Below are 14304 nucleotides of genomic sequence, written 5' to 3' on the forward strand. Positions count from 1 at the left end.
TACTGGGATGAATTACTCCACCAAGAACCTGATGGAGATTCAATCCTCTACGATCTGTCGCTGATATTCAAGATGGGTTTACCGGACGCTTACCATTCAACAGCAATTGGTAGGCATCCTTCATGCCTTGACCGCCTCGAATCGTTACAATATATGATTCAAAAGAGGATGATACATGCAGCGTAACGCGGGAACAGATGGCCTGAAGATAGCATTGGCAATGATGGTGGTCGCTCTGCACGCATCGTTGTTTACCGAGACTGCCGAGTATCTTAATTACATCTTCGTGAACGGGCTGCTTCGCATTGCGGTGCCGACCTTCTTTATCATCAATGGTTTTTACTTCTATCCGTTGATAGCCCGAAATCGTTCCTTTACCAATTGGGCCAAACGCCTGGCTGTGTTGTACGGTATCTGGATGTTGCTGTATTTGCCGTTCTATTGGCCGGTACACTGGGAGCTGGCCCGTGATCAGATTGGCCTGCTGGAAAAGCTGGTATTTGGTTATCATCATTTATGGTACCTGGTGGGTACCCTTGGCGCCGGGGCGGTATTGTATGTAGTGCGCAGGCGCAGTGACAAGTACATTCTTATCTCTGCGGTAGCGTTGTTCGTTGTGGGCTATGTGTTGCAGGCACTTGGCAATTATGCGCCGATCGAAGAAGGGGTGCCGGGGTACCTGTTGAATTCCGGCTGGATTTTCCGCAACTTTCTTTTCTTTGGCTTTCCCCTGTTTGCGATCGGGTACCTGATCGCCAAACACCGCCTGCATAAACTGCCTCGGCGTGATCCGCAATTGCTGTGCGCCATATTCGCGTCAGTCATGCTGCTGGTAGCGGAAAGCTCCGTGCACTATTTTCTGCATCCTGCCAAAGCCGGTGTGGATATGTACCTTTCTCTGCTGGTGCTATGTCCGCTGCTGTTCCTTTTCTTTCACAGCCGCTCAGCAAGACTGAATACAGACTTTCTCTCCAAGCTTTCTACAGCCATTTATCTGACGCACGTATTCTTTATCAATATTTTGCTAAACACAGGCTGGATGGAGCAGGGCACGCCACTGTTTGTCATGGTGATGTTTGCCAGTACGATTGTGTCTGCACTGCTGGTCTGGTCTGATCGCAGGTGGAATATTCTGTTCTGATAGCCACCTTTCACATGGAACGCATCGCGCGTGGCAGCCTGTCGGTTGCTACGTATAGCCACAGTCCGGCAGGATAATTGCTTGCGCAGATATGGATGCACGGCAGCAGGCAGCTATTTTCTACATAGCCGCAACAAGACGCAATATAAGCGAGCAGGCAGGATTCAGAAGCGCGTGGTAATGTAGGACCGCGCCTGGCCGTTGTCGTCAATAACAGGCATCCATTTCCATTTATCGAATGTGGTGCAGGGATGAGAGATACCCAGAATAATCCTGTCACCCACAACCGGAGCAGGGCCGGCAGCGTCAAAATGTAAATAGGCGTGCTGGTCATTGAGGCCCGTGATCTGCCAGGTTGCGCCTGGCGCGCTGCGAACCCGTTCACCGACCGGCGCGTACCCTGTGACAAATGGCAGCGTCAGGTCATAGGAAATGTCCCGTTTGCCGCAGGTAAGCAGGGCCAGCCCGGGTTCCGGCACTGACTGCACCATGGTCCATACCTCCAGGGCAGGGCGCAAGCTTTCCTGCAGGTGCTCGCGCTCCTGCACTTTGGCCAGATGGCGCTGGTAGACACCATGATCGTGGGTGATATAGCATCCCGAGCGCAGTACGCCTCGTACGGGTCGGTTCAGGCTGATTTTCAGACCGGGGACGACCAGATCGAAAATGGCTGAGCCGCCAGCCGAGATAATGATTTCATCGCTATCGAACAACTGCTGTTGCTCGCAGGCCCGCGCGACCGCCTCGCAGCGGCTCATGAGTGCATCAACGGCCGGCTTGTCTTTTTCTGTATCGGTCGCCAGGTTCCCTTCATAGCATTCGATGCCGCCCAGCGCGAGTACGGGTGATTGGTGTACGCAGCGGGCCAGCGCCAGGGCCTGCTCAAATTCACGGCAGCCTGTGCGCTGGCCTGCAATACCGATTTCCAGCAGGCAGTCAAAGCGTACAGGTCGCTGCGGGTTGCTATCGCCGTAACGCTTCGCCCAGGCTTCGATATAACCGACCTGTTCCATTGAATCGACGAGAAACCACACTTGCAGGTCGGGATGCATTTGCAAAAGCGACTGTAACTGGCGCAAGTCGGCGTCGCAAATTACCTGATTGGCAATAATAATGCGCCTGGCGCCGGCCCGGATGCCGGTCTGGGCCTGAAACAGGGTAGCAAAGGTCAGGCCCCAGGCGCCGGCGGCAAGCTGCTGGTCAAACAGTTCGGGCGACATCGTGGTTTTGCCATGCGGAGCTAGGCTAACACCCTTGTCGCGGGCAAAACGCTGCATCCATTGCAAGTTATGTTCCAGCGCCGGCTGGTTCAGCACCGCCAACGGGAAGGCAAAGGCATTGTCATAAACGTTAAGCCGGGCGGCGGCAAAGGCCTCAGGTGCCGTCGTGCCAAGTTCTGCTGGAAAATGCTTTAGCGTGCACGCCTGTATTGAAAGGGGATCACTCATCTCTTTGTCCTGCTTAATGCGCTGCAACGGTTGGTGTCGATTTCTATTCTGATTTTTTGCTGTCGATATCGCCATCCGACGCTGAACCTGGTTCATTGGCAGCGTCGTCAGGTAGTTCGATCTGGCTCAGTTTTTGCCAGAGCGCGCCCATTTCATCGAAATATTGGTAAATATCAACCAGCGTGAGTTCGTCGGTTTCGAACGATCCGCCCAGCACTGGCGGTGTGGCAAGTGCAAAAACGGCATTTTCAGGTAACGGAGTTTCCAGCAACGGCGCCATCAGCAGCAGCGAAAAATAATCGGTAATGAATTCGGGATCGGCAAGCACCGTGCGAAACTCATCAAAGTCCGAGGCAATGTGCTCCAGTTCACCGTCGTTGGTGTCCAGAAACAGAATATGACCGGTTTCAGGTTCAAGCAAAAAGCAGTCTGCCGTTTTGGTGACAAGCAGCACTTCGACCTGATCTGGCAGCAGCCATTGCCAGTGATTCAGCAGCCTCGGCTGATCAAGATTGTCCGTGGCAATGGTCAGGTCGTTCAGATTCACGTGCGCTCCTTGCGTCGTTGGCGTGGCAGAAGTGTCGGGCCGCCTGCGTCCCTGCCGCGTGGTTATTATGACGATTGAATGCGCAGACGGTATTCTTCGTCATTCATGAAAATATATCTTACCGCATCGATCAGGCTCAGAAATACTGTGAGAGGCAACCAGATGAAACTGATAATCAGATACAGCAGCCCCATACCTATCTGGCCGTTATAAAAACGATGTGCGCCCAGCCAACCCAGGAAAATCGCCAGAAAAATGGCTATTTTACGGGAGCTTGCCTGGCGGGTCAGTTCTTCATCCTTGTTCTTGTATATCCAGATGCACACGATCGCCGTCACCACCAGGGCGACAAGTATCTTGACGGGATGGCGGGAGACGTATTCGGAAACGGTGTAATACAGGTCGGAAAAGTTATAGATGACCAGACCAGTGATGTCATGCAGCCACACAGCCAGCGCGGTGAACACGCCTTCGCCGAAGGTCAGGCCGATCAGGACAATGATAAAGACGATAATGGGCAGGAGAATTTTCTGGAGCATGGCAGCGGGTCTCGGTGGGCACTAAACGACCGTTTGGGATTTGCATTGCGAAATCGCATGACGGACGCGGGTTAATGAGGCAGTAAATCTGAGTCAGTAAACGTTAGATAAGCGAATGTTAGATAAGGATATATTCGCATAAAAACAAGGTTAGGCCAGGATGGTTGGGTGCATGGATGCTTCATTGCGTTTCGGGTACAAATACTGCATGCGCCCTGGACTGGCATCCTTAACCTGACTGGAACCATCACTGGCCAGCCAGCGGTATATTGCCAAGGCCATGGGCGTTCGCTGTGGCAGGCCGGGCGCCAGTGAGCACAATGGGCAGGTACATGGCCAAGTCGTTCTTTATACCGTCTGCGTCTGGCGCTTACGCATCGGCCAGTGTAAATACGTTTTTGCCAAAGGGCAGCGCCTGGCCGCGCAGCAAATGGCTGAGCACGCTTGCAGACCCCGGCGCCAGGGTAAAGCCCAGGGCTCCCTGGCCAATATTGAGCCACAGGTTACCATAACGGGTTGCATCAATAATGGGTTTGCCTTTTGGCGTAGCCGGGCGCAGCCCGGTCCAAAGCGTGGCCAGATCATAATTGCCCGCGTCGGGAAACAAATTGCGGGCTTCCTGCTTGAGCGCTTCAATACGCGAGGTATCGATGCGGCGGTTTAAGCCCACCATGTCGGCCATGCCGGCGATGCGCAGGCGCTCTCCCAGTCTTGCATAGACGACCTTGCGTTCATAATCGGTAATGCTGACCATCGGCGCGTCGGCAGCTCGCTCAATAGGCACGGTCAGGCTGTACCCTTTGAGTGGACTGACCGGTACCGCAATGCCCAGCGGTTTGAGCAGCGCTGTGCTGTCGCATGCCAGTGCCACCACAATATGATCCGGAGTCAGGTGTTCTCCGGCCGTTGTCTGCACGCTCACCTTGCGATTGCTGTCTGCCGCAAGTCGGCTGACGGTGGTATTGAACCGGAAGGTGACGCCGCGCTGCTGCAAAATATTTTTCAAGGCTACGGCAAGCTGGAAGCAGTCTGCACTTTCTTCGCTTTCGGTAAAGATGCCGCCGCTCAGGTGATCCCGCATACGCAGCAGGGCCGGCTCCAGCGATAGGCATTCTTCGACAGACATGGCGCGTTGCTCGCAGCCCAATGAACGTTGAAAGTCCAGTTGTTCGACGGCATGCTCGAAAGAATCGCGGCTGCGATGCACGACCAGCTTGCCCGCCCGCTTATGGTCAAAGGAGATGGCCTCCTGTTGCATCATTTGGTGATACAGGTCGCGGCTGAGAAATGACAGCGCAAGCAGTTCGCGCGTCGTCTGGTTACTTTGAGCCGCATTGCAGGCTTTGACGAAACGCACGTTCCAGCACAGGGTGGCAGGATCCAGGCTGGGACGAAAACGCAGGGGCGAGTTGCGATCCAGCAGCCATTTGGGTACATGACTCATGACGCCCGGACCAGCCAGTGGCGCAACATAACTGTATGACAGTTGCGCCCCGTTGGCAAAGCTGGTCTCCAGCGCAACATCGTTGTTTCTCTCAATCACAGTGACGTTAAAGCCGTCCCGGTTGAGATAGTAAGCAGTTGTCAGCCCGATGATGCCGGCCCCGAGTACCAGAACGTCCATAATTTTTCCGTCAGTATGAAAAGGCATTGGTTCTATTGCCAAGGCCCGGATCAGGCCGGCCAGTGAAGACCAATAATGCAATTATAAGGAATTCAGCCAGTCAATATCGGCCTGGGTGAATCCGGCCGCCATTCTAGCCTGGACATTAAAGGGCCCGCGAGGCTTGCCAACGCGATAGGTATCGATCAGTGCTGCATAAGCGGCAACGGGCTCCTTGTTTTGCTGCTCGCAGCAGTACAGATACCAGCGATTGCCGGTTTTGACATGGCCGATTTCATCGCGCAGGATAATATCCAGAATATCAACGCCGCGGTTGTCGTTGACGGCCCGCAACTTGTTCTGAATAGCCGGGGATACATCCAGGCCGCGCGCCTCCAGGGTGCGGGGCACCAATGCAAGCCTGGCCAGAATGTCGTCGGCGGTTTTTTCGGCCATGTCCCATAAACCATTATGGGCCGCAAAATCGCCATACTGATAGCCCGACGAGGCCAGGTGCCCCCGCACGAGTGAAAAGTGATAGGCCTCTTCCCGGGCGACCTGCAGCCAGTCGTAGTAGAAATCATCGGGCATGCCGGGAAAGCGCCAGATGATATCCAGCGCCAGGTTGATCGCATTAAATTCAATATGGGCAATGGAATGCATGAGCGCCGCTTTTCCCTGTTGCGTCTGCGTCGAGCGTATCGATACCTCGCGCGGGTCCACCAATTGCGGCCGTTGCGGACGACCCGGCAGTGGCCGCGTCGGTTGCAGGATCAGATCGGCGCACACGGGCAGGGTGGATACCAACTGGTCAACAGCGGTGATTTTTTTGCAGGGGTCGGGCTCGGCCAGGGCATCCAGTGCGGCCTGACGAAGCGATGGGTACACAGCAGACGTGACAGCAGAGCACGTGACAGGAGAGGGCATGTCGGTTTACAAACAACGGGTTTACCAAAACCTCTATTTTAGTCAATGGCAGGCAATGGTATAGTCTTGTTTTGACTTTCACAGGAAAACTCATGTCTTCTTCTGCTCGCATTGTCTTTCTGGATCGGGCCACGTTGCCCGATTTTATCGCGCTCAAGGCGTTTGAGTTCGAGCATGAAGTGACCGCCTACGACCAGACCGCGCCGGCCGACGTTGCCCAGCGGATTCGGAACGCGCAAATCGTGATTACCAACAAGGTGCCGGTTTCGGCGCAAGACGTGGCGCAGGCCAGCGAGCTCAAACTGGTGGCAGTGGCAGCCACCGGGACCAATATCGTTGACATTGAAGCATGCCGCAGCAAGGGTATTGTTGTGACCAATATTCGCAACTATGCGGTCAATACCGTGCCCGAGCATACACTCGCATTGATTTTCGCACTGCGGCGCAGTTTGCTTGCCTATCACCGTTCGGTCGGTCAGGGACGCTGGGCGCAAAGCGGCCAGTTTTGCTATTTTGATTATCCGGTCAGCGATCTGGCCGATAGCACTATCGGTATTTTCGGTTCCGGCGCGCTTGGCAGTGCGGTTGCCAGCCGTGCCCAGGCATTGGGCATGAAGGTGCTGTTTGCCGCTCGCAAGGGAGAGACAGACGTAAAGCAAACGCATACTCCCTTTGAAGAGGTAATCGCACAGGCTGATATCCTCTCCCTGCACCTGCCGCTGACCCCGGCAACCCGTCATATGATTGGCGCGGCAGAGTTGGCGAAAATGAAACCGACCGCTATTTTGATCAACACGGCCAGAGGTGGCCTGGTGGACGAAGCCGCACTGGCAGACGCCCTGGAAAACAACAGTATCGGCGGCGCGGGTTTTGATGTCGTGACCCAGGAACCCATGCCCGATACGCATCCATTCATGCGCCTGATGAACCGACCGGATTTTATCCTGACACCGCATGTCGCTTGGGCCAGCCGCCAGGCGATTCAATCGCTGGCGGACCAGTTGGTGGACAACATCAATGCGTTCGTCCGTAACGATATCCGCAATCAGGTTTGATTCGGATACATCAGTCGCGTGTGCTTACAGCTTATACCTTTAATAGGTAGAAATACGCGTTGTCATAACGCTGAATATTTTCAATAATGATCAGGATACGGAACTATCCGTACAGCAAATAATAATAAGCAGAGTGGGAGCATGGCAGAAACAACAACGCTATATGGCGACTTTGACTACATCATTGCAGGTGCCGGTTCGGCCGGCTGCCTGCTGGCCAACCGCTTGTCTGCAGACCCTTCCTGCAAAGTGCTGCTGCTGGAGGCCGGCGGTGACGATAAATGGCGCTGGTTGCATATTCCTGTCGGCTATCTCTATTGCATCGGCAACCCTAATACCGATTGGTGCTTTACCACGCATCCCGACGCCGGGCTCAACGGCCGCAGTATTGCCTATCCGCGAGGCCGCGTGCTTGGTGGCAGTTCCGCCATCAATGGCATGATCTACATGCGTGGGCAAAAAGAGGATTACGATGGCTGGCGCGACGCCGGCAACCCGGGCTGGGGCTGGGACGACGTGCTGCCGCTATTTAAAAAATTCGAACATCATTACCTGGGCGATACGGCGTTCCATGGTGGCCGGGGCGAGCTGCGTGTCGAGCAGCAGCGTTTACGCTGGGATATCCTGGATGCCTTTCGCCAGGCAGCCGAACAGGCGGGCATTGCCCAAATAGATGATTTCAATCGTGGCGATAATGAAGGCTCTTCTTATTTTCACGTTACCCAGAAAAAAGGTGTGCGTTTCAGTGCGTCCACGGCATTCCTGAAGCCGATCAAGGAGCGCAGCAACCTTACCGTTATCACAAATGCAATGATCGACCGGGTCAACTTTACAGACCGCACGGCCCAGGGCTTGCGCTTTCGCCATAACGATCATTTTTTCCATGCCAATGCCCGCCGTGAAGTCATTCTCAGCGCCGGTGCCATCGGCTCGGTGCAAATTCTCCAGCGCTCCGGTGTGGGGGCAGGCGATCTCATGAAGTCGCTGGGCATCCCGCTGGTTCATCATTTGCCGGGGGTGGGACGCAACCTGCAGGATCATCTGCAGTTGCGCATGATATACAAGGTAAACAAGGTGCGCACGCTCAATACGATGATGCAGTCACCGCTAGCCAAAGCCTACATGGGCCTGCAGTATGCCTTTATGAAAAAGGGGCCGTTGACGATGGCGCCGTCACAACTGGGTATTTTCGCGCGTTCTTCTCCCAGGCAACAACGCGCCAATGTCGAATATCATGTACAGCCGCTATCGCTGGAAAAATTCGGCGACGGCCTGCATCCGTTTCCTGCCTTTACTGCCTCTGTATGCAACATCCGGCCAACCAGCCGCGGTATGGTGAGCATTGTGTCTCCGTCGCTTGAAGACCGGCCTGATATTCTGTGCAATTATCTGAGCACCGACGAAGATGTCCAGGTTGCCCTGGAGAGCATCCGACTGACACGGCGTATCGCCGATCAGGCTGCGCTAGAAAAATATACGCCTCAGGAGTTCCGGCCGGGCCCGCTGGCCAAGACCGACGACGATCTTATAAGGGCGGCCAGCGATATCGGCACGACCATTTTTCACCCGGTGGGCACCTGCAAGATGGGCGCCGATGACATGTCTGTGGTCGACGCCAATTTGTGCGTGCATGGGGTCAACAGGCTGCGTGTGATCGATGCTTCTGTCATGCCAACCATCACTTCGGGAAATACGAACGCGCCGGCCATGCTGATTGCCGAAAAAGGCGCCCAGCTGATATTGGCCGCTCGCTGACGGCGCGTCCGTCTGGGCGGGGTGCCAAACAACCGGGTTTTGTTCAGACCGCAGCAAATCGTGGCGTCCGATAGGCGCACCTGGGTATATCAATAATCATTAATCAATAATAATTAATAATCAATAAACAGGTCCAGGTATATTGTCACTTACCGGCTATCGTCTGACTGCCTTTGTGCAGTCACTTATATTATTTGCCTATATGAACATGCCTGTCTGAAATAACAGGCACTGCCGATCCCCGACCATGCACATGCCAGGCCTTCGGGCGCAGCGGGCATGCGCGCCATCGTTACAACCACAGCACCGCTTTTGCATCCGGGTTTATATCCACGATCTATAAATAAAGACATATTTATTCGTTCTGAATCCTGAGACGAGCCGATAAGATAAAGCCTCATCGAAGTAGGCTGGCCCGCATATCGGGTGCAGCACTACACCTTGGACGGATAAATTATGGCTTTTCACTCTGCGCAAACGCAAGCATCGGTTTTTGAACGCCCGATCCTGTGGGCGCCGCCAAAGCGTGCTATTGATTCGGCTGCACTGGACGAAAAATACCGGCAGTTGCGGGAACGCCTGCTTGATATCGCGCGAACCCACCAGCACACGCGCCTGGCCTCCAGTCTGTCGGCGGAAGATATGGTTATTACAGACGTGATATTACGTGAGGCAGGACAAAGCGAACAATATCAGGATATCGCCGCGCATATCGATATATTCACACTGGAGACCGGCCGTCTGCCGGCAGAAACGCTTACGCTGCTGGACCAGATCCAGACCCGTTACGGTACACGACTGGCTATTTATACACCCGATCAATCGGCCGTGCAGGCGTATGTCGATCAGTTCGGTATGAATGGTTTTTACGAAAGTTTGCAGGCGCGTCGCCAGTGCTGTGACATTCGCAAAGTAGTGCCGCTGGCGGCTGCACTGGCCAATGCCGACGCCTGGATCACCGGCCAGCGTCGTGAACAATCAGTCACGCGCAGTGATCTGCATTTGCATGAACAGGACGAGGCCCGAGGGATCAGCAAATACAACCCACTATTTGACTGGTCCGAGCAGGAAATCTGGGCGTATGTGGAGCAATATTCGGTGCCGGTAAACGCATTGCATTACCAGGGGTATCCAAGTATCGGCTGCGATCCCTGTACCAAGGCGATCCGTGTGGGAGAAGACCCGCGTGCCGGTCGCTGGTGGTGGGAAAACCAGGACAGCCGCGAATGCGGTCTGCACGTTCACAATTGACATTGCTGCAGCGGCAATGAGACAAACACATTATCAGGGAAACACATTGGCTATGGATACATTATCCGGTTCGATCAATCATCACCCGGCTCATCTGCATACCGGGCATTTGAAGCGCCTTGAAGCCGAGTCCATTTATATTATTCGGGAAGTCTATGCGCAAAGCCGGTCACCCGCCTTGCTGTTTTCGGGCGGCAAAGACTCGGTGGTCATGCTGCACCTGGCCCGCAAGGCGTTTCGCCTCGGAAAGCGGCCTTCATCATTGCCTTTTTCGCTGGTCCATATTGATACCGGCCATAATTTTCCGGAAGTCATCCGCTTTCGGGATGAGTTGGTCGCACAGCACGGATTCACGCTGGTAGTGGGGCACGTGGAAGACTCCATTCGCAAGGGAACCGTCAAGCTGCGTCGTGTCACGGATTCGCGCAATGCCGCGCAGGCCGTGACGCTGCTCGAAACGATTGAAGCGCATGGCTTTGATGCGCTCATGGGCGGGGCGCGGCGTGACGAAGAAAAAGCCCGGGCCAAGGAACGTATTTTCTCCTTTCGCGATGAGTTCGGCCAATGGGATCCCAAGGCGCAGCGCCCGGAGTTGTGGGAACTGTATAACGCCCGTGTTCATCCAGGCGAGCAGATTCGCGTGTTCCCCATTTCGAACTGGACTGAGCTGGACATCTGGCAATACATCGAACAGGAAAATCTGGCCCTGCCCGATATTTATTACGCACACGATCGGGAGATCGTACGTCGCAATGACATGCTGGTCCCTGTTACGCCGCTGACGCCAAAGCAGGAAACCGAGCGCAGCGAAGTGGTCAGTGTCCGCTTCAGAACGGTCGGCGATATCAGTTGCACCTGCCCGGTCGCCAGCACGGCTGCTACACCGGCAGATATTATCCGGGAAACGGCCATCGCCGAGATTACCGAAAGAGGGGCTACGCGCATGGATGATCAGCTTAGCGAAGCATCCATGGAAAAACGCAAAAAAGAAGGCTATTTCTGAATAGCCAGGAATCACATATATGACAAATGAAAATACAAACGGACTGTTGCGCTTTATTACCGCAGGTTCGGTCGATGATGGGAAAAGTACGCTTATCGGACGGTTGCTGTTTGACAGCAAAGCGGTGTTAAGCGATCAGTTGCTGGCTGTGCGCAATGCCAAACACAAGCGTACGATTGGCGAGCAGATTGATTTTTCACTGCTGACCGACGGGCTGGAAGCAGAACGGGAGCAGGGTATTACGATTGATGTTGCCTATCGCTACTTTTCGACAGCAAAGCGCAAGTTCATTATTGCCGATACGCCAGGCCACGAACAATACACGCGTAATATGGTAACCGGTGCTTCGACAGCCGATGCTGCCGTGGTGCTGATTGACCCGGTGCGTGCCCTGGATGCGCAGGACAATGTGACTTTGCTGGCGCAAACCCGCCGGCACAGTGCTTTGTTGCGGTTGCTTGGCATCAGGCATATCGTGGTGGCCGTCAACAAAATGGATCTGATCGGTTTCGATCAACAACGGTTTGAGAAAATCTGTGATGCCTATGCACAATTGGCCACTCAACTTGGCCTGACTGACGTGCATTACATCCCGGTGTCGGCACTGGGAGGCGACAATGTCGTCACGCGCAGCGAAAACATGCCTTGGTATCAAGGGCAACCGCTGCTGTCGATACTGGAGTCGCTAGAGCTGGCCCAGCCAGGCGAGAGTAACCCTGCGGCTCTGCGGTTTCCGGTGCAACTGGTCGTGCGCCAGGATGGTAGCCAGGCAGATGATTTTCGCGGCTATATGGGCAAAGTTGCCGGCGGGCGGATCTCTGTCGGACAGACGCTCAGGGTGCTGCCTGGCAACCAGACGGGTATCGTCAAGGAAATACTGAGCCCGGACGGCGAAGTATCCACTGCGGTGTCGGGCGACGTTCTGACAATCAGCCTGGACCGGGATATCGATGTGTCGCGGGGTGATATCTTTGTTTCTGCTGACGCGCAGATCGAGGCGACGCGTGATATCCATGCAGATCTCTGCTGGTTTGATGCCGACCCGCTGGAACTCAAACGCAAGTACCTGTTGCGTCATACATTTGCCAGCATTCCGGTCAGGATCAACCGCATCAATAAAGTGCTGGATGTAAAAACACTGCTCAGCGAAACCGGCAGCGATCAATTGCGCCTGAACGATATTGGTGAGGTCCAGCTCACGCTGCAAAAGCCGCTGGTGAGCGACAGCTATGATGACAACGCCGTCACCGGATCCTTTATTCTGATTGACGAGGTCAGCAACAACACGGTTGCGGCCGGCATCATCAAGGCAGTGGCGGCACCGGCCTGATAGCGCTTTGGGCCGGGGTTTATCCTGCAGGGCGCATGATTAACGCATCTGCAGCGTGCATGACAGACACGCTGCCGCTCGGGTATGGTAGCACCAGTACATTGTAAAAAATGGCTTGAAAAAACCGGTTCTATTTTGAACGGCACCCCAGACGTTGGACTCAATAGTCAACCTTTGGCGGTGCTTTTTTTGCCCAGGTCCCTATTGGTCCCAGATGAGTGCTCATAAGGCGTGACAAATACTATAGCCAGTATCAAACGCGGGCGTAGCAATCTGGAATTGACCTCAGGACTCAGAGCGCATAGCTGCAAGCGGGCACCAGGGTGATAACAGTATAAAACCGCTACGAGCTTGGCCCGGCCACGGTAATGTATTCAAAGAATCTATTTTGCTTTATAAGCAAGAACACCAATTGCTCAGACCCTGCGGCGCTGTTGTCGGCTTGCCCAGGTTTGTTGTCTCAATTTGTGCCGGATTAGAGCGCGCTGCAACTGCGCTGCCGGCGCCGTCCGGGATATCACCGGATCGGATAAAGCCGCTCGAATATTCAAGCGGCAGCCGATGTTTTGTTTCGGGTAAAGACGGCCATTTTCCGCGGCTTGACATAAACGGTGTCGCCCGGGTTCAATCCGAGCAGCCGGTAACGTTCGCGCGTCATCACCACTTCAATGGGGTCGGCAGAGCCTGCGCGAGCAAGTTCCAGCCGCACAACCGGGCCGATGGCATGCACATGTTCTATCGTTCCCCGGTCCAGTGCATTGCTGGCGTCCTGGGTCAGTTCAATATCGTGCGGGCGGATGTAGGCAGTCACTTCGTCGCCGATGTTGCCTTGGATATTGCCCGGCGCCAGGGGTTGAGCATAGTCTCCCCGGGTGAATTGTTCATCCTGGATGCGACCGTGAAACAGATTGACGTCGCCCAGAAACTGGGTGACAAATGCGCTGGCCGGATGTTCATAGATCTCGTCGGGCGTACCCACTTGCTCTATCCGGCCATGGTTCATGACGACGACCCGATCAGAGACTTCCAGCGCTTCTTCCTGGTCATGCGTGACGAAGATACTGGTCAGATGGATCTCGTCATGCAATTGCCGCAGCCAGCGCCGCAGATCCTTGCGAACCCGGGCATCCAGCGCCCCAAAGGGTTCGTCCAGCAACAGCACTTGCGGTTCGACGGCCAGCGAGCGGGCAAGTGCGATCCGCTGACGCTGTCCGCCGGACAACTGACTAGGATAGGCGTCGGCCAGCCAGTCCAGTTGCACCATTTTCAGCAAACGATGCACCTTGTCGTGAATTTGTGCTTTCGATGGCCGGATACGCCGTGGCTTGACGTTCAGCCCGAAAGCAATATTATCGAATACAGTCATGTGGCGAAATAGCGCATAGTGCTGGAATACGAAGCCGATGCCGCGCTCGGTGACGTGCTTGTCGGTGGCATCGACCCCCTCGAACAGCAACTGACCTGAATCGGCTTGTTCCAGTCCGGCCACGATTTTGAGCAGCGTTGTTTTACCGCAGCCAGACGGCCCCAGCAGCGCCAGCAATTGGCCGCTGTGGATCTGCAGACTGATATCGGCCAGTGCAGTAAAGTCACCAAACGTTTTTGTGACATGACGAACTTCAATGCTCACAATAAATTCCTTGTTCTATTTGCAGGGGCGATGGTCGCCGCATTGTGAATAATCGAGCTGCAGCCGCGCTGGCCG

The 14304-nt window shown here is 54.8% G+C and carries 14 protein-coding genes; 7 read left to right on the top strand and 7 right to left on the bottom strand.

Going from position 1 to position 14304, the window contains the following annotated elements; genetic code table 11:
* Both EV681_RS22650 and EV681_RS18960 read left to right on the top strand, forming a co-directional pair.
* The coding region (locus EV681_RS22650; protein ID WP_207227111.1) for a hypothetical protein at positions 1 to 186 on the top strand (186 nt) is incomplete at its 5' end.
* Positions 176 to 1141, top strand: coding sequence for an acyltransferase family protein (locus EV681_RS18960; protein ID WP_130304870.1), 966 nt, complete (start codon positions 176 to 178; stop codon positions 1139 to 1141). The genes EV681_RS22650 and EV681_RS18960, both read left to right, overlap by 11 nt.
* Positions 1142 to 1305: 164 nt before the next feature.
* Here EV681_RS18960 and EV681_RS18965 read toward each other — a convergent pair whose 3' ends face one another.
* From EV681_RS18965 to EV681_RS18985, 6 genes are all read right to left on the bottom strand, one after another.
* The gene (locus EV681_RS18965) at positions 1306 to 2589 is read right to left on the bottom strand and encodes an amino acid deaminase (protein ID WP_130304871.1); all 1284 of its coding nucleotides are present in this window, start codon (positions 2587 to 2589) and stop codon (positions 1306 to 1308) included.
* Between the two features lie 43 nt (positions 2590 to 2632).
* Positions 2633 to 3136, bottom strand: coding sequence for a T6SS immunity protein Tdi1 domain-containing protein (locus tag EV681_RS18970; RefSeq protein ID WP_128396785.1), 504 nt, complete (start codon positions 3134 to 3136; stop codon positions 2633 to 2635).
* A gap of 65 nt (positions 3137 to 3201) precedes the next feature.
* Complete coding sequence (locus tag EV681_RS18975) at positions 3202 to 3675, bottom strand: TM2 domain-containing protein (RefSeq protein ID WP_014751170.1); 474 nt, start codon at positions 3673 to 3675, stop codon at positions 3202 to 3204.
* Between the two features lie 150 nt (positions 3676 to 3825).
* Positions 3826 to 3957, bottom strand: a complete 132-nt coding sequence (locus EV681_RS22785) for a hypothetical protein (protein ID WP_278044096.1) — start codon at positions 3955 to 3957, stop codon at positions 3826 to 3828.
* Positions 3958 to 4045: 88 nt separating this feature from the next.
* Positions 4046 to 5299: a D-amino acid dehydrogenase gene (locus EV681_RS18980; RefSeq protein WP_130304872.1), complete on the bottom strand. Its 1254-nt coding sequence runs from the start codon at positions 5297 to 5299 to the stop codon at positions 4046 to 4048.
* An 81-nt stretch (positions 5300 to 5380) separates the two neighbouring features.
* On the bottom strand, positions 5381 to 6205 hold the full coding sequence (locus EV681_RS18985; RefSeq protein ID WP_130304873.1) for a ferritin-like domain-containing protein: 825 nt from the start codon (positions 6203 to 6205) through the stop codon (positions 5381 to 5383).
* A 92-nt stretch (positions 6206 to 6297) separates the two neighbouring features.
* Here EV681_RS18985 and EV681_RS18990 point away from each other — a divergent pair, with 92 nt between their 5' ends.
* From EV681_RS18990 to EV681_RS19010, 5 genes are all read left to right on the top strand, one after another.
* Positions 6298 to 7260 carry a D-2-hydroxyacid dehydrogenase gene (locus tag EV681_RS18990; protein WP_128396788.1) on the top strand — a complete coding sequence of 321 codons (963 nt, stop codon included), beginning with the start codon at positions 6298 to 6300 and terminating at the stop codon, positions 7258 to 7260.
* Between the two features lie 141 nt (positions 7261 to 7401).
* Complete coding sequence (locus tag EV681_RS18995; protein ID WP_130304874.1) at positions 7402 to 9015, top strand: GMC family oxidoreductase; 1614 nt, start codon at positions 7402 to 7404, stop codon at positions 9013 to 9015.
* A gap of 456 nt (positions 9016 to 9471) precedes the next feature.
* The gene (locus EV681_RS19000; protein WP_130304875.1) at positions 9472 to 10266 is read left to right on the top strand and encodes a phosphoadenylyl-sulfate reductase; all 795 of its coding nucleotides are present in this window, start codon (positions 9472 to 9474) and stop codon (positions 10264 to 10266) included.
* Positions 10267 to 10318: 52 nt separating this feature from the next.
* Positions 10319 to 11269: a sulfate adenylyltransferase subunit CysD gene (gene cysD, locus EV681_RS19005; RefSeq protein WP_128396791.1), complete on the top strand. Its 951-nt coding sequence runs from the start codon at positions 10319 to 10321 to the stop codon at positions 11267 to 11269.
* Positions 11270 to 11288: 19 nt separating this feature from the next.
* Positions 11289 to 12599 carry a sulfate adenylyltransferase subunit 1 gene (locus EV681_RS19010; protein ID WP_128396792.1) on the top strand — a complete coding sequence of 437 codons (1311 nt, stop codon included), beginning with the start codon at positions 11289 to 11291 and terminating at the stop codon, positions 12597 to 12599.
* A 547-nt stretch (positions 12600 to 13146) separates the two neighbouring features.
* Here the strand turns inward: EV681_RS19010 and EV681_RS19015 are convergent.
* Positions 13147 to 14229: a sulfate/molybdate ABC transporter ATP-binding protein gene (locus tag EV681_RS19015; protein WP_128396793.1), complete on the bottom strand. Its 1083-nt coding sequence runs from the start codon at positions 14227 to 14229 to the stop codon at positions 13147 to 13149.
* Positions 14230 to 14304: the final 75 nt, after the last annotated feature.

Origin of the sequence: Advenella incenata (genome assembly GCF_004217095.1) — a bacterium.
Lineage (GTDB): Bacteria > Pseudomonadota > Gammaproteobacteria > Burkholderiales > Burkholderiaceae_B > Advenella > Advenella incenata.

Excerpts from the sequence above, each read along its gene's own strand:
- cysD (WP_128396791.1), top strand. The coding sequence starts at position 10,319 with ATGGATACATTATCCGGTTCGATCAATCATCACCCGGCTCATCTGCAT.
- EV681_RS18990 (WP_128396788.1), top strand. The coding sequence starts at position 6,298 with ATGTCTTCTTCTGCTCGCATTGTCTTTCTGGATCGGGCCACGTTGCCC.
- EV681_RS18980 (WP_130304872.1), bottom strand. The coding sequence starts at position 5,299 with ATGGACGTTCTGGTACTCGGGGCCGGCATCATCGGGCTGACAACTGCT.
- EV681_RS18960 (WP_130304870.1), top strand. The coding sequence starts at position 176 with ATGCAGCGTAACGCGGGAACAGATGGCCTGAAGATAGCATTGGCAATG.
- EV681_RS18965 (WP_130304871.1), bottom strand. The coding sequence starts at position 2,589 with ATGAGTGATCCCCTTTCAATACAGGCGTGCACGCTAAAGCATTTTCCA.
- EV681_RS19000 (WP_130304875.1), top strand. The coding sequence starts at position 9,472 with ATGGCTTTTCACTCTGCGCAAACGCAAGCATCGGTTTTTGAACGCCCG.
- EV681_RS22785 (WP_278044096.1), bottom strand. The coding sequence starts at position 3,957 with ATGGCCTTGGCAATATACCGCTGGCTGGCCAGTGATGGTTCCAGTCAG.
- EV681_RS18995 (WP_130304874.1), top strand. The coding sequence starts at position 7,402 with ATGGCAGAAACAACAACGCTATATGGCGACTTTGACTACATCATTGCA.
- EV681_RS18975 (WP_014751170.1), bottom strand. The coding sequence starts at position 3,675 with ATGCTCCAGAAAATTCTCCTGCCCATTATCGTCTTTATCATTGTCCTG.
- EV681_RS19010 (WP_128396792.1), top strand. The coding sequence starts at position 11,289 with ATGACAAATGAAAATACAAACGGACTGTTGCGCTTTATTACCGCAGGT.
- EV681_RS18985 (WP_130304873.1), bottom strand. The coding sequence starts at position 6,205 with ATGCCCTCTCCTGTCACGTGCTCTGCTGTCACGTCTGCTGTGTACCCA.